The sequence below is a fragment of the Burkholderia sp. Ax-1719 genome, from assembly GCF_011753055.1.
Lineage (GTDB): Bacteria > Pseudomonadota > Gammaproteobacteria > Burkholderiales > Burkholderiaceae > Paraburkholderia.
This window is the reverse complement of record NZ_VWWJ01000004.1, coordinates 277,557-295,554: the sequence shown is the minus strand read 5'-3', so window position 1 is coordinate 295,554 and position 17,998 is coordinate 277,557. Positions and strand designations below refer to the sequence as shown.

Genomic DNA, 17,998 nt, shown 5'->3' with positions numbered 1-17,998 from the left:
CATTCTGCTACGCTTCGCGTCTTTCAGGCGTCTTTTAATCGCCGCGCTGAAAAATTCAACGGAATCTTATTCGCCAATCCGATGGACCGTGCTGTTCGTGAAGGGATAGAGCGCCTGCGCCGCCAACCGGCACGATTCCGGCGCTTTTATGACAAGTTGCGCCGCGATTTTCATCGCCTGGCGCGGCGTGGATATTCATGGGCATACGACTCGGAAATCGACGAATCGCTTAACGATGCCTTCGTTGCCTTATTCATTCAGAATAAAGGCGAATTCAGCGTCACACCGCAACTCGTGAACGATCCGCTCGCCTTCGAAACCGCGCTGGCCGCTTATCTGATCGGCTCGGCCCGCTTCAAGCTGCTTGACCGCCTGCGCGAACGCGGCAAACAGGAAGACCGCGAAGTGCCGTTTGACGACGACGCGGACGGCCTCTCCGGCAAGTCCGATACGGCGCACGACACCGCCTGGCCTGACGCCGATCCGTTCCCGACGCCGGAAGACAATCACGAACAGATGCGCCGCGCGCGCATTCTGGCGCGCTGCATGGAGAAACTGACGGTGCTGGCCCGCCAGACGATCGCCCTCGCCTTGCGTGGGTACACCGACGTCGAGATACAGGCGCGGGTGGGTTCGTCCTCAGCGGTGGCGGTACGCCGGCGTGTGTCGGAGACCAAGGCCATGCTGATCGACTGCGCTCGCCAGGGCGCACAGGAAACCTGATGAGCGAGCCCTCCGACGCGGCCCCAACCGAACTCGCGCTTGCCTGGCTGCGCGGCGAACTCTCGCCTGCCGGGCGGCGCGCCTTCGCTGAGCGCCTGGCTCACGACGCGGCGCTGCGCGACGAACTGCACTGGCTGCAGGCGCTTGCCGACGTGCAGCAACAACACTATGTCGACGAAACGTCCGAGCGCGCATTCGCAAACCTGCAGGAGCGGCTCGGCCCGGCGCCCGAGGCTGCGTCCGCCTCCACGCCGCACGGCTGGCTCGCCCGCGCCGCGCGCTGGCTGCGCGAGCACGCCAATGTGCTGCAGCCGGCGCTGATTGCCATCGTTCTGGTGCAATCAGGCGTGATCGGCCTGCTCTCGACGCACGACAAGACACAGGAATCGGGCGCGCCCCCGGCCAGCGCCTACCGTGGCGCCGCCCCGTCCTGCCTGACGGTCTGGGTCGATCTGCGCGACACCGCGCGCATGAGCGATCTGCGCCGCTGGATGTTGCTCTATGGCGCAACCTTCGCGGGCGGTCCGGACGCGTCGGGCCGCGTGAATATCGCGTTCGCCGATGCTGCGAGCCAGAAAGCCGCATTGAGCGACGCACTGCTGCAACAAATCGCTACGCACGCGGACATGCCGCCGGGCTGCACCGCGCAATAAGCACAGCACGGCGAGCGAACAAATTCGCGGGTGGCTACGAATAGCTTCATGGAAGACAACCTTTGGGATCACCATGAAGCTCACCCGCCCGGGACTTTTTCGTTACGCCACTTTCGTACATTTTGATAGCGACATAGAATCGGATACACAATCAGGATTTAAAATGACAAAACCCGGGCGGCCATTGTTCAATGCATGCCGCATAACAAGGGGGACCAAAAGAAGTGGAAACGGGGTATTCAATGCCATTGCTCGGCCCATTCGATGCAGCGGTGTCATTCTATTGCCATTTTTTATGCGTCTATTCGGACCGATCTGGCTGCCATCCGGAGATGGCGCTTTAGACGCGCATTAAGTTTCTTGCAATAACAACCGTAAACACGCTTTAGCGTTCGCGCTCAAGGCGCGCTATCGCTTTATCTGACGGGTTATCAAGCCTGCTTTCGAATCTGCTTGTCGGGGAAACAATGTCATCTTCCAAAGACGCGATCCGCGGATCGCTCGTCGTTCTCGAAGCCGTGGATGCTGCACGCAATACACGCGCCTTTCTGCTCTTTATCGCCTGCGCCGTCGCGGCGCTCGTGGTGGCAGGCATCTTTATTGGCATTGCCGGAACGCTCGCCAGCAACGGCGCATTCGTCATCGGCGGCCTGTTCTCCTTCATCGGTTCGCTGGCGGCCACGATTCTTGTCGCGACTGGTGTGTCGGCGGCAGGCAAGACGCTGATGGACCAGATCCAGGGCCGCCCCACGCTGGGCGCACGCGACGCGCTTATCGCGGGCCTGCTGACGCTGCCCCGGCTTGCGGCGATCTTCCTGATCGAAATCGCCGTGTTCCTCGCCTTCATGATCGTGCTCGCAATCGTGCTGTTCATCTGCAAGATTCCGTTCCTCGGCCCGCTGCTTTATACGGTTGTTTATCCGATCGCTTCGGTGATCGGCGGCATCCTGTGGTTCAGTTTCATGTTCGTCGTGAACCCGCTCGCCGCGCCGGCCTTCTGGGAAGGCTACGGCGTGCGCGCGGCGCTCGGCACGCTCGGCATGAACCGCGGTGCATTCAACATCGGCCGCCTGCTACCGCCGATCGTGCAGCAGATGGTCCTGCTTTTCGTGGTGGGCATCGTCGCCTTCATCGCCTCGACCATCGTGTTCGGCGGTTCCGCATTCGTGGCGGCGCTCGCAAGCGGCATCATCGGCTTTGGCGGCAGTCTCCTGTCGCTCTATTCGGGCTTCGGTTTTGGCGGCTTTGGTGGCATGGGCGGAATGGGCGGCGGCATGAGCGGCTATCTGCTCGCGACCTTCGTCGGCGTCGGCATCCTCGGCGCGCTGGCCTACACGTTCCCGCTGCTCGTCTATCTGGCCGGCATCTGCAACATCTTCCTGAACCTCGCCGGTGCGCACGCCGTGCCGCCCGCTACGGACGATGCCCCTGCTTCTCCCGCGCCGCGCTCGCCGCTCGCGCCCCAGTCGTTCACGCCGCCCGCACCGGCGGTGCTGGCGCATGAACACCATGCAGCGTCGCGCGCCTGCAAGGCATGCGGCGCGGGCGCCGAGCCGGAAGATGCATTCTGCGGCGAATGTGGCGCTGACCTTCCCGGGGGCGCGTAATGGCACGCTTTTGCGTCAAATGCGGCAGCAAGCTCGATCCGGATGCGCGCTTCTGCGATGAATGCGGTGCGCCGGTTCAGGCTCGTCGTGCCGCCAATGTTGCCTCTGCCGCCCACGCCACGACAGCCGCCTCCGGCACCCCTCGGCCTGGGTCCGCTGGCGCCGCAGTCGCGCCCGCCGCTGTCCCGCTCGACATCAACTGGCGCAAGGTGGGCTTGTGGAGCGGCGTGGGCGTGGCCGTGCTGCTGGTCGCCGGCGGCGTGGCCGCATTTCTGGCGATGCCGCCTTCCACGCCCTCCGCGTCCGATCTCACCGATCTGCTGAACGCCGACAAGACAAAAGTTGCGAGCGCAACGTGTCTGAGCAATTTCCCCTACGGCAAGAACCCGGTCGTAGTGGGCGGCTTCGATGCGAACACGCTGCAATGGCTGCAGGTGTTATCCAGAGCGGGCATCTACGGGCCGCCGCAGCCGGTTACCAACGCGTTCATGTTCGGCGGCGGCCAGCAGTTTTCGCACACGGCGCTGGGCGAAAAGAAAATCCGCGACGGCAAGCTCTGTTTCGCCGATGGACTCACGGTGACCTCCGTTGAATTCACCAAACCGGTCAAGATTGGCGAACGCTGGCACACGCAAGGCAGCTACGGCTACACCTATCGCAACGCAGACGCCTGGACCCAGACGCCGGAAGCCCAGCGCGCCGAGCCCAATAGCTTCGCCAATCTGCCTAAGACCACCTACGTTTCGCTGGTCAAGGGCGATCACGGCTGGCAGATCGACAACGGCACGAGCGCGAACGACGAACTCGCGCTGCTCAACAGCCTGCAAGGCGGGATGCAAGGCCGCGCGCGCAGCGAGAGCCACTCGCACGGGGGCCTCTTCAGCAAGATTGCCACCGCGGTGTCCGGCCTGTTCGGTTCTCAGCCCCCCTATGTCGGTAAATGGCGCGAGGGGAACACCGTCAGCAGCGTGATCGAATTCACGCGCGACAGCGCCACCTTCGAAGGCAATACAACGACGGTCGAATACGTCGCCGACAAGCAGGACAGCAAACAGTTTTATCTGAAGCACGATGGCGCGAACTTCGCCCTCGTCAAAGTGATCGACCACGACACCCTAGAATTTTCCCTGGGCTTCGGCAGCGAGCGTCTGCATCGCGTCGACTAGCGAGCACGCCCCTCCAGCCACCACGACCACAGAGACCTAGCATGCGTTGTCAGAAATGCGGCTTTTCGAATAGCCCGAGCGCGAAGTTTTGCAAGCAATGCGGCATGGGCATGCCGCGCGCCGCCGCGGTGCCCACCGCACCGGACCTGAATCGCGAGGCCGCCGCGCCCGTGGAACAACCGGCGTTCGCCACTACCCCGACGGCTGACGCCGGTCTGAATAATCCGCTGCAGACGGCCGCAGCCATTGCCGCCACGGCGCAGGCGTGCCCGCAATGCGCAACCGCACGCGTGCCGGGCAAGCGCTTTTGCCGCCAGTGTCGTTTCGACTTCACGGCGCTCGATCAGACTGCGCCGTCACTTGCGGCAGCGCCGGCACCGCAAACGCCGCCCGAACCCGTCGAGCTGGCCCGTGAAGAGAGCCGCCCGACTGCCCCGCTTGCAACTGAACCCGAACTGGTGACCATCGACGAAGCACCGGCTACGTTCGCCGAAAGCGCCACGCCTTCGGCGCATGCGGCGTTCGTCGCGGACGTCCCCGATGCGCCTGTCGCGGACGATGTGCAGGCCACCGAAGTCTGTCCGCAATGCGCGACCGCGCGCACCCCGGGCAAGCGCTTTTGCCGCGGCTGCCGATTCGATTTCAATGCTGCGGCACAAGTCGAAGAAGCGCCCGCAGAGCCGCCCCGATGGGTGCCCGTGGATGCCAGCGAGACGTCCGCGGAAGTACCGCAAGCGCCAGTCGTTGCGGACGCAACCGACGAGACACGCACCGAAGCCGCCCTTGTTGCGATCCCAGAAGCCGTGTCTACCGCTGAAAGCGCCGTCGCTGAAACCGTTTCGCCGGTAACGACGGAGCCGCAACCGGACCCGCAGGCCGCCCCTCAGCCGACGATTGAACGCGACGCCCCGCACGAGCAAGAGCCTGCAACGCATGCCGAGACGAAGCAAAGCCCGGACACGACAAGCGCGAACACCGCCGATAAAAGCGGTCATGCTACTGCTGCGACGCCCCCCTTGCCCGCTACACCGGGCGGCGGCAAGAAGCTGTGGATCATTGGCAGCGCAGCCGTGGTCGCCGTGGGCGTGGCAGTGGGCGCGGGCTTCATGATGCGCTCGCATCACGCGCCGGCCTCGTCTGAAAACATCGCGGCGAGCGCCCCGCCCGCCGCGTCTGCGCCTCCGTTTATTGAAGCGGCATCGGACGCGCCAGCGGCAGTGCCCGCATCGATGCCCGCTGCGTCGCTGGGTGCGGCGCTGGACGCAACGGCGTCCGACACGCCGGCAATCACGGCGAGCGAAACGAGCGCCGCATCCTCGGGGGCGACCATCATCGACGCGCGGCCGCAAACCCAGCCGCAACCCCAGGCTGAGCCGCCAGCACCGGTACCAGCACCGCAAGCACAACCGCAGCAGCAACAAACGCAGCAACCGCCAGCAGCGGCCCAAAATGCAGCGCCGGAACCGGTCGCGCCCACGCCCCACGTGCGTGAGAAGCCCAAAAAGAGCACGCCGCCCGCCGACGCCAATAGCGGCGAAAACGCCACCATTCGCGCGGCCATCGCAGGCAATCTCTCGGACGGCAACGGCTGCTTCAGCAGCAAGAAGTTCGACTGTGCGATCTCGAATGCCGATGCCGTGCTGCGCCTCGATCCGCACAACGCGCAGGCCCTTTCGCTGCGCAAGCGCGCCAAGGCGGCCCAGCAAAGCGCGCTCAACAACATGTCGATCGAATGACGGCCCGCGGAGCTCTCCATGTCGTTTGAATTCAGTTCAGAAGGCGACCGCCTCAACCTGCCGAATCCGTTCCGTGTCGAGAACTGGTTCCGCTTCGCCGCTGCCGCGCTGCTGTTTCTCGGCGGCATCGTGGCATTGCTGCTGAGCCGCCATAACCTGGCGGCCCATCACGGTCTGTGGGCTTTCCTGCCGCTCGCGATGGGTATTTTCCTGCTCGGCAGCGGCATCAATTACGCCCGCATCGGCATGATGCAGCTGCGCTTTTACTTCGGGCGCGGCCAGCCACTCGGCCTGAGCGACGAGATCCAGGCGAGCAACCAGGACGGCAACACGAAAGGCGCAGCGGAGCTGCAAAGCCGCATGCGCTCGGGCGCGCTGTGGTTCGAGGAACCCAAAGGCGCGTTGAATGGCCTGCTGTATTCGCTCATCCCGGCCCTCATCTATGCGCCGATTCCGATCCGTCGCCTGGCGCAGTTGCAGTTCCAGTCGGGCCTCGCGCTCGCGGCCACCTTCCTGAGTTTCATCATCGCGGCGGTGGGCTTCGACAATCCATCCGATCGCGCCTGGGTCGCACTGCTGTTTTTCGGCTTCGCGTTCTTTTTGCTGCTCAAGCCGATGGAGCAAGGCAACCAGGCCAGCACGTCGCTCAGCCCGGCGGGACTGATCGGCCTGCTGCTAGTGGCGGTGTTCGCGCCGATCGTGGTGCCGCTCGTCTCCACACATCTGCCCGATCTGAGCTGGCTGCCACTGACTACGCAGACGTTCGCACTGCTGATCTGCGCGGGCGTGGCCGTCGTGCTGTTCTTCATCGCGCTCGTGCGTCAGACCGTGGTCACGCCGCGTACAAGCATGGGCAGCGAGATCGCCACGGTGTCGATGAACGGCCAGCCCAAGCAGCTTCTCGATGAACTGGAGCGCCATCTGCAACGGCGTTGGGTCGAGCAGATTCCGAACCGCCGTTATGCGCGCCACACGCCGTCGGTGGCGGGACAGTCTGGCCAGTTCACCGGCCAGCTATTCGAGGAAACCCAACCGCTGCCGCGCGAAGACATGCGCCGTGTGGACCTCAAGCGCGCCTTTACCGAGCCGCGCTACCGCTGGCTGGTCAGCCTGAACACGTTTGGCGTGGCGCTGATCGGCATCGCCGTGATCTGCCTGCTGTGGTTCGCCACGGCATTCGCGGCCTCGCCCGCTGACGTGCAGTCGGCCGCACTCGGCTGGGCGACCTTCGGCAGCGCAATGCTCGCGGTCGGCGCGTTCTGTCTGCGCGCGGGACACATGCTGTGGGCCCGCTTCGACTTTCTCTCGAAACTCGTCTGGGTGCAGTTCGACGGCAATTTCCAGCGCTCGCGCATGAACCTCGGCGCGCAGTTCAGCGACCGCGTGCGCACCGAAAGCGACGTGATCGCGGTGCATGACATGTCGGTGCGCGTGTGGGTGGCCGAAATCGATTCGGTGACCTTTGGCCGCGACCACCGCCGCATGATCGTCGGTATGCGCGGCCTGCCCGACGAGGCACGCGAAATCCGCCAGCTCATCGAACAGTGCGCCCAGCAGCAAACCATCGTTATCGCGCCGACATCGCAGCGCGATATCGAAAAGATCGCCATGGCCAATGCGCTCAACCGTGTCGGCGAAGGCGAGACCGAGCATTTGTTGTCGCCGCAGATGCGCGACATGCTCGGCGGGCAGAGCGCCGCTCAGCACGGCACCCACACGAACGCAGCGTGCCGCGCATGTGGCGAGGCGCTCGAAGCCGATTCGCGCTTTTGCGACAACTGCGGGACGCAAGTTCACTAAGCGGCATCCCGCCATCTTTTCCGATTGAACGATTCCGATTGACCGAAACTCCGAGGAAGCAATGGAAGTGATCTATGTTTCGAAGCGGCTGATCGCGGGCGTCACGCTCGCCGCCGTGCTGGCCGGTTGCGCCGACATGAACGACGCGAAGGCGAAATTCGCCAGTATTTCCTGCAATCCGCTGATCGCGGGCGTGGGCGGCGCTGCCGTCGGCGCGCTGGTCGCCGGCGGCAATCGCGCTGCCGGTGCGGCGATCGGCGCGGGCATTGCGGCACTGATCTGCGCGGCGGTGGACTACGAAGCGAAGCAGATCAAGACGGCCCAGCAGGCCCAGGCCGACTATCAGGCGGGACACGGCGGCCGCCTGCCCGAGCAGGCGTCGGTGGTGAAGTACAACACCTCGTTTACGCCCGCTTCGATTTCGGCAGGTGAGAAAGCGACGCTGCATTCCTATATCGAGGTCGTGAAGGGCAAGCGCGACGCCGCCGACCCGACCATCGAAGAAGAAGCCACGATCTACAAGCCCGACGGCTCGATCGCCAAGTCGGTGCGCAAGCCGGTCAACCAGACCGCCAGCGCGGGCGCGTTCAGCAGCAGCTTCACCATCCCGATGCCGCAAGGCGTGCCGCAGGGCGCCTACCCGGTCAAGTCGACGTTGTACGTCAACGGCGTCCAGGTCGCAGAACGCAAGGTCGATCTGCAGGTCGTCGCGAGCAATCCCGACACCCACACCTACGCGATGCTCGCCACACGCGCCGTCAACTGATCCATCTCACCAGAGAATCTCATGTACAAGTTCATCACCATCGAAGGCGCCTGCGGCAAGCCGTACGACACCGCTTCCTGCGAACGCCACGCCAACCGCATGGCCGCCGAAGGCTACTGGCTGGTGCAGGTCTACCAGTCTTCGACGGCCACCTGCGGTGGCTCGAAAAGCGTGCTCGTGATGGTGTTCCGTCGCAATGAGTAAGCCTCACAACGGCCTCGGAGGTCTGGGCGAGAACTTCGTGCCGATGCCTTCGCCCGGTGAAATCAAGCGGCTCGCGCCCGGCTCCGGCATGTTGCGCTGGGCGCATCACCCGCATTGCGAGCGCCACGATCATCACCTGGTACGGCCGTTCGGGAGGCCTCTGTGCCTTGGCTGCACCTGCGTCGCACTCGGTGCGCCGCTCGGCATTGCCGCAGCCTGTGCGATCAGTTGGCAAAGCTGGTCGATGGCGCAGTGGATCGTCTTTCACCTGCTGCTGCTCGTGCCGACCGCACTCCAGCCGCTCTGGCAGGCGAAACGCTTCAAGATGTTCGCGCGCAGCTTGCTGGGATTCGCGAGTGGCAGTTATCTGGCGAGCGGGCTGTTCTGCGTGTGCTATTTCGCCCCGCTCTGGCTGTTCAAGGCGGCGGTGCTGTTTGCGTTCGGCGCGATGCTCAAGCTGCTGCTGGCATGGCGCAACCGGCGCACCGCCGACCCGTGCAGCAACTGCCCGCTTGGCATGTTTCCCACCTGTGAATGGAACCTGCCCCGGCTGCTTGCCGCCAACGCCCACGACGCGGTGCTCGGCCAGATTCCGATCCATGCGGTTCATACCGCCGCGGTCGTCGGCGCTCATCCCGCTGATGCTGCTGTGAACCGTTCTATTCCCTGAACCCGCCCGAGCACGCCAGGACCCGCATGCTGACCCAACTGTCCGAATACCTGAGCCGGCGCAGCGCCTTCGTTCTCGTGTTCATACTGCTCGAAGCCGGCATGCTCGCCGGTTTTCTCAAGGGTGTCGGGCAACTGCACGCTTCCACAGCGGGCGTCGCCGCGACGCGCGGGGTCGGCAGCGCGAGCGCGTGCAGCACGCTCGCGCTGACCTTCAGGCGCACGGCCACGGAGCGCGATATCACCCTGTTGCTGACCCAGTACGGCGCGACCATCGTATACGGGCCGGACGAAAACAGCGCGTACCTCGTGCGCCTGCCCGACACGCTGCCGCTCGCACAGATCGCCGCCGCGCTGCGCGAATCGGCGGTGATCGACGACGTGCGGCCCCAGACCGCGTGCAGGACGAACTAAATGGGCACGCCCACCGCCTCGCCGCGCAGCGCGCCGTCGCTGGCTTCGCGCATCGTGCCAGAACTGCTCGCGGCGATTCTGCTGACCGTCGCTTCATGCGCCGAATACATCGGCCTCGGCACCCAGGCGACCTCCAGCCTGCCGGGTAGCCAGGCCGTTGCGCTCGGCGCGATGATGGGCGTCCTGAGCGCCGTGGTGGGACTGATCGGCATCGCGCTGGGCGGCTCGATCCAGCCGCTCATCTCAGGACCGCGCGTCGCCGCCACGGTACTGTTTTCCAATCTGCTCGCGACGCTCGTCGTGCAACCCCGGCTGGCTGCGCACGGCTTGCCCGCCCTGCTCGGCTGCGCTGCGCTCGCGGTGGCCACTGCGGCCATCACGCAGCTGCTGCTCGCCGCGTTCAAGGCGGGCACGCTCGCGCGCATGGTGCCCGCACCGGTGTTCTCCGGGCTGCTATTCGGCGCGGCCGCCCTCGCCATCGAAAGTCAGGTGCAGACAATCACGCACTGCTCGCTCGAATGGCCGCCCACGCTGATCGTGATCGCAGCGGGCCTCGCGGCGCACTTCGGGTGGACCGCTGGCGTGGGCATCGCTGCAAGACGCGGATACCGCCTGCCCAAGGGCCTGTCGCTGTTCTGGACGCTGCTGGCCGCCAGCGCCGCCTATTACGCGGTGGTGGGCATCACCCCGCCCGCAGCCGATTGCCGCACGCTTGGCATCAGCGGCTTCGATCCAGGCGGGATCGGCGCAGGCGCCGTGGAACGCTGGACGCACACGTTCTCTCTGCTAGACGGCGCGCTACTCGCGCAGATCGGCGTCTATGGTGCACTAATTGGCGTGCTCGCCTCGCTCGACACGCTGATTGCGATTTCCAACCTCGAATCCGCCACGCATGCGCGCGCCAAGCCCAACCGCGACCTGCTGATACACGGCCTGCTCAACCTGCTGTGCGCGGGCGCGGGTCTGCTGCCGGTCGTCGGCTCGCTCACGCGCTCGAACATGGCGCTCGCCGCCGGTGCGCGCACGCGCTGGACCGCGATCCTGCACGCCCTGCTAACGCTCGCCCTGATCTTCTTCGGCGCACGGCTGCTCGCCTGCGTGCCCAAACTCGCGGCAGCCGCCGTCATGATCGCGATGGCGCTCGACATGCTCGACGACTGGTCGAAACTCATCACGCGTCTGACCTTTTCCGCCATGCAGCCGCGCCATGTCATCGCGGCGGCGATGTGGCTCTTCGTGACGGTTGCGCTCATCACCATCGTGACGGGCGAACCCAGCGACGGGTTCGCCGCAGGCTGCGTGCTGGGGTTGGTGCCGCTGCTCTGGGCGCCGCGCGGCCTCGACGCGCGGATCACCGCACACGCTTCGCGCATCGATGTCGTGCTCGGCGGCGCATTGCTCGGCCATGTCGTCGATCGCCGGATCTGCGAACCCCTGCTCGCCCATGTCGTGACCGAAGCGGATTGCAAGACGATCGAATTCGACCTGCGCGAATTGCGACGAATCGATCTGTCGGCCTGCAAAGCCCTGATTCAATTCGAAGCGCTCTTGCGCGCACGGGGCGTCGCCGTGCATTACCGGCTCAAACCGACAACACCCGTGAGCGCGACGTTTGCCGCAATCCGTGGCGACCAGGCGCCACCCGCGTCCTTCGTCGGCACGGACAGCGGCTTGAGTCACGCGGGCGACACCGACAACGCCCTGCACGCCCGCTGACGATGCCCAGCCTGCCTCGACGGGGAACCAGGGGCAGGCAAAGCGAGACCGCGCAACGCAGATCAATCAATAAACAAATAAACAGGGAAGAGGTCGATGAGCACATTGGACGGTCAGCGAGACGCCACGGACGGCCATACCGTCGCGATGGAGACTAAGGGCGTCGAGGCCGCCATGGATCCCGCCCTTGCGCAAGGCGCACAGGAAGTGGGGACGATGCGCGGCAAGATCCGCGCGTTGATCAGCGCCAGCACGCGCTTCACGCCCGAGGACGTTGACTGCGTGGCGGAACACACCGTCGATCAGGCGCTTACAGTCGAGGTCCGTCACACGCTCAATGCGCGCACGAAGTCGATCGACATCACCGGGCACTTCGTGCCTTCGTCCCGTAACGATCAGAAGAGCGATCAGCCGTACAAGCACGCCGCCGCGCAAGTCGCAGATCGTCTGCGTCTTGCGAAGGAATCGCTGGGCGCCGCGCTCAAGCGCTCAGGCACGGCGTACGACTTCGCGTCCGAAGACAGCCTCTATCTCGGGCACGCTGGCCGGTTCTGGAACCTGAATACCTGCACGGGCTGCCTCGGTCGCGGCAAGAATCGTTGCTCAAGATGCTATGGCAACGGCTACAACACCTGCCACACCTGCTCCGGCACGCGCGAGACGGCCTGCAGTTCGTTGGGCTGCCTCTTCGGCAAAAAGTCCTGCTCCAACTGCAACGGCTCCGGTTCCGTCTCGCGTGAGGTGGGCTACACGACTTACATCACGGTCACGGGACCGGACGGCATCTCGCGCAGTGAAAGCCGCTACCAGACACGATACGAAACTCATCCCTGCACGGCTTACGGCTGCCTCTATGGCAAGGTCACCTGCGGCCAATGCAACGGCACCTCGCGCGTATCCTGCAGGACCTGCAGCGCGACGGGCCGACTCGTCTGCGGTCCCTGTCAAGGCTCGGGCAATATCGTCTGCGGCCCCTGCCAGGGCTCCGGAAAAACAGGCACCTGCGCGTGGACAGATGTGCACGGCTCACAGGAATACAGGCTGTCGTTCGCTGACGAAATCGATCCTCGGGCCACCGAAATCGAAGCGAAACTGGGCCTGCATGGTGTGGCCGCACAGTCCGCCGGACTAACGCTGACATGCATTGGCCTCGATCACGACGCCTACCCGCGAGCGGTCACTGCAAATTACGCCGCCACTCTGCGGATCGCGCATCTGGATGCGGTCTGCAATCAACGCGACTATCACCTTGTCGCTTACGGTCAGGCGCTCGAGTGGCTCGATCTCGACAATATGGTCGAAACCTTGTTGCGCACCGATCTTGAGGCCTTGCGCAATGCGCTGGTGATTGCGAGCGGCGAGGGAATTTTTGCGACCTCGGTGCAGACACTCGCCAATCCGCTGCATCAGATGGTCCAGTCGGAGATCAACACCGAGATCGTCGAAGCCACGCTAGCAGGCGCAGCGCTGGACACGCTGCATGTCCTGACCTCGGCCGAATACGTCGCGCAGGTGCACGACTCCATGCTCGCCGCGCTTCGGCAGATCTATACGCGGGAAGCGAAACGGCTGGCATGGCGTATTCCGCTGATCGTGGCGGCACCCGGGATTGGCGTTGGCGTGCTGGCAGGCGGCGGCTGGGCCGCGCTGACGGCGCTTGCTTCGATACCCGTCGCCGGGCTGGTCTTCAAGCGCCGTGTCAGTGCACTGCTGGCGAAAACACTGGGCGGAGAACAACAGGGCGAGCGAGCGCTGAATCTCGTATTGAAAGGCCGCAAACATCGCTTCGCGCAAACCTTGATAGGCGCTCCGCTGGCGGCTGTCTCCGCATTGCTGCTGCTGTTTCCCTTGCATGGCTTATGGGGAAACGCGCTCACGCCGCCGGCCACTTCGATGCAGGCCGGTGTGCCCCCCGCGCCCACGACTGCGCAGAGCGCCGAGGTCGCGGCGGCGATGGCATTGCGCCGGCAAGGCCAGAACGCCCAGGCGCGCGCCATGTTGCGCCAGCAGGCCGAAGCTGGCAAAACTGAGGCGTTCGGTCCTTACGCGGTCTCGTTGATGTACGACGACGATCATCACTCGCTCGCCCACGAAACACCGCAGCTTCGCGCGCAGGCGTTGCAGTGGGCACAACGCGGCGTCCAGGCGAACCCGGGCGACCCGGTCTCGCTCGAAGCCGCTGGCGAGCTGTTGACGTCGGACTGGCATCACAAGCCGGATATGCGCAACGGGCTGCCTGCGCTGAACAGCGCCGCCAATCTCGGCAATACGGATGCGATGCATCTGCTGGGGATGATTTATGGCAGCGGACGCGCCGTTCCACAAAATCTCGGCGAAGCGCGCAAGTGGTTTGCCTTAAGCGCGAACGCCGGGCAGGCGGTGGATATGTATAACCTCGGTCTGATGGACTGGTATGGCTATGGCATGCCGCAAGCGGATCGCGAAGAAGCCATGCGTCTATGGAAACAGGCCGCGGCACAGGGCGAAGCGCGCGCCATTCGTGCCGTGGCGCAGGGACATCCTCCCGTCTGATGAAAGCGCATGCGCGCTGGGAAAATGCCGCAGCGGCAATCTGGAGTAATCGGACCGCTTCCGGCCTTGAAACACTGAGGTCTATTGAACCCGATATGAATGCATTGATGCGCACTCGCCACACGGGGTGGTACTCGGCTGTGTTTTCGCCTGTGCTGTTGGCCGGCACGTTGGCGTTGACGGGCTGCGCCGTCGATTCACACGGCGCTTTGTACCTTGACGCCGATGAGCTAACCGCGAAAAAGGTTTCTCCGTTCCAGATGGCTTTCGGCAACGCCGTTCTACGCCGCACGCTCGATGGCCGCTACCAGATCAAGCTTTACGATCGACAGGCCATTTTCGACGTGGCGCACACCGACGGCGTGCTGGTCGATAGCGTGCTGAGCGCCAACAACGAAACCTACGTGACGTTACGTATTCCGCGCCCATCGTGCCAATACGTCTATCGCACCCTGCTCGTCAAGCAGCACGAAGTCGATCACTACGATCTTCCGGTCGACTGCGGAACACCCGTGAGTTTCACGATGGAGGACGGTCATTTGCTGGGCATTCAGCAAAAATCCCTCAATGCGCGCTACTGGAGCATGACGGACACGACGGTGGTTAGCGGCATCGTGCCTGCGACCGTTCCGGTGCTTGCCGTGCGGGAGGTGCGCGAAGTGCGATCAGGAGGCGTCTCCAGGGCACACGCGTCCGGAGTCAGCCAGCATCGCACGACGCCGCGCCACAAGACCGACAGTGCCATCAGCACCGCTAGTTCCGGAGCGGCGCCAGCCGGCATCGGCATTTCAGGCGACGACCACCCGTTGTCCGGCGCGACGGTGGTTGGCGCACCACAGAAAATCTCCACGGCGGACAGCGCCAACCGCAAGCCGGTACATATCGATCTCGACGATTCGCATTGATGTCGCGCTGTCGATCTTGCCAGGGGTAGATATGCGTTCTAGCAGCAGGCTGACACGACCAGTAGCGAGTTTTTCCGCCTGGGGCCGTCGTGCACCCAGATTCGCCGCGCTGGGTTTGATGTTGCTCGCAAGCGCGTTGGCGAATGCTCAGTCCGCTGGCACGACCGCGGCGCTTCCCCTCGCAGCGCCCCGCGTGGCGCTGGTTATCGGCAACGCGCTTTACAGCGGGGTCGATCGCCTTGGCTCGCCCGTCGCGGATGCGCGTCTCGTCGCGGACACGCTGCGAGCGACAGGCTTCACAGTCGATCTGGAAACCGATCAGACACGTGCGCAGATGCTCGACGCCGTCGATCGCTTTGGCGCCAGCGCTAAAAGCGCGTCGATTGCATTGATTTACTACGCGGGCCACGGTTTCGAGAACGGTGGGGAGAATTACCTGATCCCGGTCGATCTGCCCGTGCCGGTAGGCAGCGTGACGAGAAGCGATCTCGCGCGCTACGGCGTGCCGTTGCGCTATATCCGCAGTGCCGCGAACCGCAGTGCGCCACGCGCGCTCGTCATGTTTCTCGATACCTGCCGCACCGCGGCTGTACGCGGCGCCACGAGGCAAACCTTGAAATCCGTCGATGCAGCCCGCGGCGAGCTGATTGCCTTTGCTACACAACCGGGCGGCTCGGCGCTCGATACATTCTGGCTTGGCGGTAAGCACTACGAGCACAGTCCGTTCAGTTACTACCTGAGCCAGCAGTTGCGCAGCGGGGGCGAAATCCTCACTGTCTTGCGTCACACACAGATCATGGTTTCGGCGGCCACCGCGGATACGCAACGCCCGTGGTTCAATGATGGTTTGATCGGAGAGCTTCGGCTAGCTGACGCCGCATCGCCGGTAGCCGATCGCGCGCTACTTCCGCCCGTGCTTTCCGGCGTTCTCGCTCGTGGTGGCCAGGCCTCCGATTCAGACTCAGACACGGGCGCGATGAACTGGAGCGTGAGCAGGCGTCCGCCGCCTGACAACCCCGTCACCGAGAGCACGCGCTGGGACTCGGAGCTTGACCAGATGCTGAAATGGCTTCCGCTGATCTGGACCGACACTAACTTTGCCAACAAGGTCCATGCTCAGGCTGAGGGAGGCGATCTATTCGCGCAAACGGCGATTGCGACGGCAACCCACATGCGTATGCCAGGCGAGCCTGACCCGGTTTGGTACATGTCGCATGCACTCTCCATCGAGTACGCTGTGTACGCGGCAGGAAGGCACTATCCGCTGGCCGAAGCTCTGTATGGCAATTTCATCCTTGACGACAGCGACTCGCCTGAACGTCTCTATACGGCTTCGCTCTTCTTGCGACGTGCAGTGGACGACGGCTACGCCCGAGCGCTGGACAGGCTGATTCCTCTACTCGCGCAAATCAACGACGCAGACGGCGTCGCGCGTTATCAGGCGCTTTACCATCAAATATATGGTAGAAAATTCGAACTCACGGATGTAGCGCACTAAAGAGGCGGCGGTGAAAGGAGACTGCTCAGGATGACGAACCGTATGTCACAACACGTCGATCCACGCATCACGCCATGGCGCGCAACTGTGGCGTATGTCGCCGCATTCCTTGCCGCAAGCCTGGTGATCGCCACAATGACTTGTGTGACATGGTTGATTGAGAACGGCTACACGCCCTCACGCGATCACCATCTTTTCGCAGCGACATTCCTCTTTCCATTGTTGGTCGCAGGCATCGTCTCCCTCGCCGTGCTCGCACCGCTCTTGTCGCCGATCTATGCTTTGTGCATCATTGCGATTCAGAAGAGGATGATCCAACGCCGGGCGGCCTTCATCGCTCTTGGCACCGGCTTCGCTTCGATGGGGTGGTTGGTGCTTTTTGCATACCACTGCGTCATTTCGACGTGCTCTCCTCTATCACTCGCATCAATCAGCCACATACCGCTTGTGCCCGTGATCGAATTGGTCGCCATCGGCGCAGCAAGCGGCATGGCATGCCGATGCATACTGCTGCGTTGATTTTCCAGCCCATTTTTCTGTTTTTGACCGCATTCAGCTGCGCACGAGTATTGCGACGCGGTCGAAGCGTTTAGAGCAGCGCCCGGATGCGGTTTTCGAAGCTGCCGCCGTAGACGTCGGTACGCTGGTTGAGCACCGGCGAAAAGAACTGCGAGAACAGATAGCCCGCGCCCGCCAGCACTTCCACGCCGTCCAGACCAGCCTCTTCCATGCGCGCGGTACTTATAGTGCCGGACGCTTCTGGCCACTTCCTGGCGGTTGGCAGCGGTGCGAAGATGCTCGAAAATCGACGGTGCCACTTCGTAATTCTGACCAGACAGACCGATTCAAAGCAAGAACGAACACACCACATGCCATATCGTCTCATTTCCGCCTTCATCGTCCGCGCGGCGTTCTCCATCGCCGGGTTGCTGTCTCTATCCGCCCACGCGGCGAGCTTCGACTGCGGAGCAGCGCACAGCGCGATCGAACATGCAATTTGCAACGACGCGCAACTGTCCGCGCTTGACAGTGAACTGGCCGTAGCATATCGGACCGCTCTGCAGAGACAAGGTGATTCCGTCGACCAGCTAAAGGCTGAGCAGCGCCAATGGTTGAGACTGCGTACATCCGGCGGCAAGATCGATGCGGACTCGCTAAAGCGCGCCTACCAGGCGCGTATCGCCGAGCTAGACGCAATGCCGGTGCTTCCTCGCCCGAATGCAGTGAGTAATGCTTCCGGAGTGCGTTGTCAGCACCACGATGCCGACATGGAATCCACCGACCCATGTACGCTGCCTCAGACGACTCTGGAGCAAGCCTATGCCTATTTGCGCAGGACAGATAAAGATGGACAGCGCTATCTGGAGCCAACCATGCCGAAGCAGGATGTCCGCAGAAATTTCCCTAAACCAGAGGACAATCTAGTCGTCGACTATCATTGGACAGGCCAGGAACGTTTAGGCATTAAATTGGCATTCGGGGGCGGCACAACAACCTTTACCCTGCTTAAGCACGGAGGCGATGTCATTCTGATCAAGTCTGAATCCGCAGATTAAGCACCTATATACCGGACGCTCCGCAAGCAAACACCTTGCACAAAAAAATGCAT

17 protein-coding genes are annotated in these 17,998 nt (G+C 63.5%); 16 read left to right on the top strand and 1 reads right to left on the bottom strand.

Annotated elements, in window-relative coordinates:
• Positions 1 to 294: 294 nt before the first annotated feature.
• The 15 genes from F3J17_RS10840 (at position 295) to F3J17_RS10770 (ending at position 16,908) form a co-directional block, all read left to right on the top strand.
• Entirely contained in the window at positions 295 to 723 is a 429-nt protein-coding gene (locus F3J17_RS10840) for a hypothetical protein (protein ID WP_167057316.1), read from the top strand.
• Positions 723 to 1,376 carry a hypothetical protein gene (locus tag F3J17_RS10835; protein WP_167057313.1) on the top strand — a complete coding sequence of 218 codons (654 nt, stop codon included), beginning with the start codon at positions 723 to 725 and terminating at the stop codon, positions 1,374 to 1,376. The genes F3J17_RS10840 and F3J17_RS10835 overlap by 1 nt, the downstream gene beginning before the upstream one ends.
• A gap of 467 nt (positions 1,377 to 1,843) precedes the next feature.
• Entirely contained in the window at positions 1,844 to 2,983 is a 1,140-nt protein-coding gene (locus tag F3J17_RS10830; protein WP_167057310.1) for a zinc ribbon domain-containing protein, read from the top strand.
• Entirely contained in the window at positions 2,983 to 4,149 is a 1,167-nt protein-coding gene (locus tag F3J17_RS10825) for a zinc ribbon domain-containing protein (RefSeq protein WP_167057308.1), read from the top strand. Before F3J17_RS10830 ends, F3J17_RS10825 begins: the two co-directional genes overlap by 1 nt.
• 104 nt (positions 4,150 to 4,253) lie before the next feature.
• Complete coding sequence (locus F3J17_RS10820) at positions 4,254 to 5,885, top strand: hypothetical protein (RefSeq protein ID WP_205194724.1); 1,632 nt, start codon at positions 4,254 to 4,256, stop codon at positions 5,883 to 5,885.
• Between the two features lie 18 nt (positions 5,886 to 5,903).
• Entirely contained in the window at positions 5,904 to 7,685 is a 1,782-nt protein-coding gene (locus F3J17_RS10815; RefSeq protein ID WP_167057302.1) for a zinc ribbon domain-containing protein, read from the top strand.
• 61 nt (positions 7,686 to 7,746) lie between these two features.
• The gene (locus F3J17_RS10810) at positions 7,747 to 8,451 is read left to right on the top strand and encodes a hypothetical protein (protein WP_167057297.1); all 705 of its coding nucleotides are present in this window, start codon (positions 7,747 to 7,749) and stop codon (positions 8,449 to 8,451) included.
• A gap of 21 nt (positions 8,452 to 8,472) precedes the next feature.
• On the top strand, positions 8,473 to 8,655 hold the full coding sequence (locus tag F3J17_RS10805) for a hypothetical protein (protein WP_103704897.1): 183 nt from the start codon (positions 8,473 to 8,475) through the stop codon (positions 8,653 to 8,655).
• Positions 8,648 to 9,325 carry a hypothetical protein gene (locus F3J17_RS10800; RefSeq protein ID WP_167057293.1) on the top strand — a complete coding sequence of 226 codons (678 nt, stop codon included), beginning with the start codon at positions 8,648 to 8,650 and terminating at the stop codon, positions 9,323 to 9,325. The genes F3J17_RS10805 and F3J17_RS10800 overlap by 8 nt, the downstream gene beginning before the upstream one ends.
• 26 nt (positions 9,326 to 9,351) lie before the next feature.
• On the top strand, positions 9,352 to 9,738 hold the full coding sequence (locus tag F3J17_RS10795; RefSeq protein WP_167057289.1) for a hypothetical protein: 387 nt from the start codon (positions 9,352 to 9,354) through the stop codon (positions 9,736 to 9,738).
• Positions 9,739 to 11,454 (top strand): SulP family inorganic anion transporter, encoded by a 1,716-nt coding sequence (locus tag F3J17_RS10790; RefSeq protein WP_167057284.1) that lies wholly within the window; start codon positions 9,739 to 9,741, stop codon positions 11,452 to 11,454.
• A gap of 96 nt (positions 11,455 to 11,550) precedes the next feature.
• On the top strand, positions 11,551 to 13,986 hold the full coding sequence (locus tag F3J17_RS10785; protein WP_167057281.1) for a tetratricopeptide repeat protein: 2,436 nt from the start codon (positions 11,551 to 11,553) through the stop codon (positions 13,984 to 13,986).
• 95 nt (positions 13,987 to 14,081) lie between these two features.
• Complete coding sequence (locus tag F3J17_RS10780) at positions 14,082 to 14,891, top strand: hypothetical protein (protein ID WP_167057277.1); 810 nt, start codon at positions 14,082 to 14,084, stop codon at positions 14,889 to 14,891.
• A 193-nt stretch (positions 14,892 to 15,084) separates the two neighbouring features.
• Positions 15,085 to 16,389 carry a caspase family protein gene (locus F3J17_RS10775; RefSeq protein WP_167057274.1) on the top strand — a complete coding sequence of 435 codons (1,305 nt, stop codon included), beginning with the start codon at positions 15,085 to 15,087 and terminating at the stop codon, positions 16,387 to 16,389.
• Between the two features lie 30 nt (positions 16,390 to 16,419).
• A complete protein-coding gene (locus F3J17_RS10770) occupies positions 16,420 to 16,908 on the top strand; it encodes a hypothetical protein (RefSeq protein ID WP_167057271.1) in 489 nt (162 codons plus the stop codon).
• A gap of 70 nt (positions 16,909 to 16,978) precedes the next feature.
• Here F3J17_RS10770 and F3J17_RS36215 read toward each other — a convergent pair whose 3' ends face one another.
• Positions 16,979 to 17,119 carry a hypothetical protein gene (locus tag F3J17_RS36215; RefSeq protein WP_240160904.1) on the bottom strand — a complete coding sequence of 47 codons (141 nt, stop codon included), beginning with the start codon at positions 17,117 to 17,119 and terminating at the stop codon, positions 16,979 to 16,981.
• Positions 17,120 to 17,258: 139 nt separating this feature from the next.
• Between F3J17_RS36215 and F3J17_RS10760 the strand changes: the two genes are divergently transcribed.
• Entirely contained in the window at positions 17,259 to 17,945 is a 687-nt protein-coding gene (locus F3J17_RS10760) for a lysozyme inhibitor LprI family protein (protein ID WP_167057269.1), read from the top strand.
• Positions 17,946 to 17,998 lie beyond the last annotated feature (53 nt).

Excerpts from the sequence above, each read along its gene's own strand:
- F3J17_RS10825 (WP_167057308.1), top strand. The coding sequence starts at position 2,983 with ATGGCACGCTTTTGCGTCAAATGCGGCAGCAAGCTCGATCCGGATGCG.
- F3J17_RS10795 (WP_167057289.1), top strand. The coding sequence starts at position 9,352 with ATGCTGACCCAACTGTCCGAATACCTGAGCCGGCGCAGCGCCTTCGTT.
- F3J17_RS10815 (WP_167057302.1), top strand. The coding sequence starts at position 5,904 with ATGTCGTTTGAATTCAGTTCAGAAGGCGACCGCCTCAACCTGCCGAAT.
- F3J17_RS10820 (WP_205194724.1), top strand. The coding sequence starts at position 4,254 with ATGGGCATGCCGCGCGCCGCCGCGGTGCCCACCGCACCGGACCTGAAT.
- F3J17_RS10770 (WP_167057271.1), top strand. The coding sequence starts at position 16,420 with ATGACGAACCGTATGTCACAACACGTCGATCCACGCATCACGCCATGG.
- F3J17_RS10835 (WP_167057313.1), top strand. The coding sequence starts at position 723 with ATGAGCGAGCCCTCCGACGCGGCCCCAACCGAACTCGCGCTTGCCTGG.
- F3J17_RS10800 (WP_167057293.1), top strand. The coding sequence starts at position 8,648 with ATGAGTAAGCCTCACAACGGCCTCGGAGGTCTGGGCGAGAACTTCGTG.
- F3J17_RS10805 (WP_103704897.1), top strand. The coding sequence starts at position 8,473 with ATGTACAAGTTCATCACCATCGAAGGCGCCTGCGGCAAGCCGTACGAC.
- F3J17_RS10810 (WP_167057297.1), top strand. The coding sequence starts at position 7,747 with ATGGAAGTGATCTATGTTTCGAAGCGGCTGATCGCGGGCGTCACGCTC.
- F3J17_RS10780 (WP_167057277.1), top strand. The coding sequence starts at position 14,082 with ATGAATGCATTGATGCGCACTCGCCACACGGGGTGGTACTCGGCTGTG.
- F3J17_RS10785 (WP_167057281.1), top strand. The coding sequence starts at position 11,551 with ATGAGCACATTGGACGGTCAGCGAGACGCCACGGACGGCCATACCGTC.
- F3J17_RS10760 (WP_167057269.1), top strand. The coding sequence starts at position 17,259 with ATGCCATATCGTCTCATTTCCGCCTTCATCGTCCGCGCGGCGTTCTCC.
- F3J17_RS10830 (WP_167057310.1), top strand. The coding sequence starts at position 1,844 with ATGTCATCTTCCAAAGACGCGATCCGCGGATCGCTCGTCGTTCTCGAA.
- F3J17_RS10790 (WP_167057284.1), top strand. The coding sequence starts at position 9,739 with ATGGGCACGCCCACCGCCTCGCCGCGCAGCGCGCCGTCGCTGGCTTCG.
- F3J17_RS36215 (WP_240160904.1), bottom strand. The coding sequence starts at position 17,119 with ATGGAAGAGGCTGGTCTGGACGGCGTGGAAGTGCTGGCGGGCGCGGGC.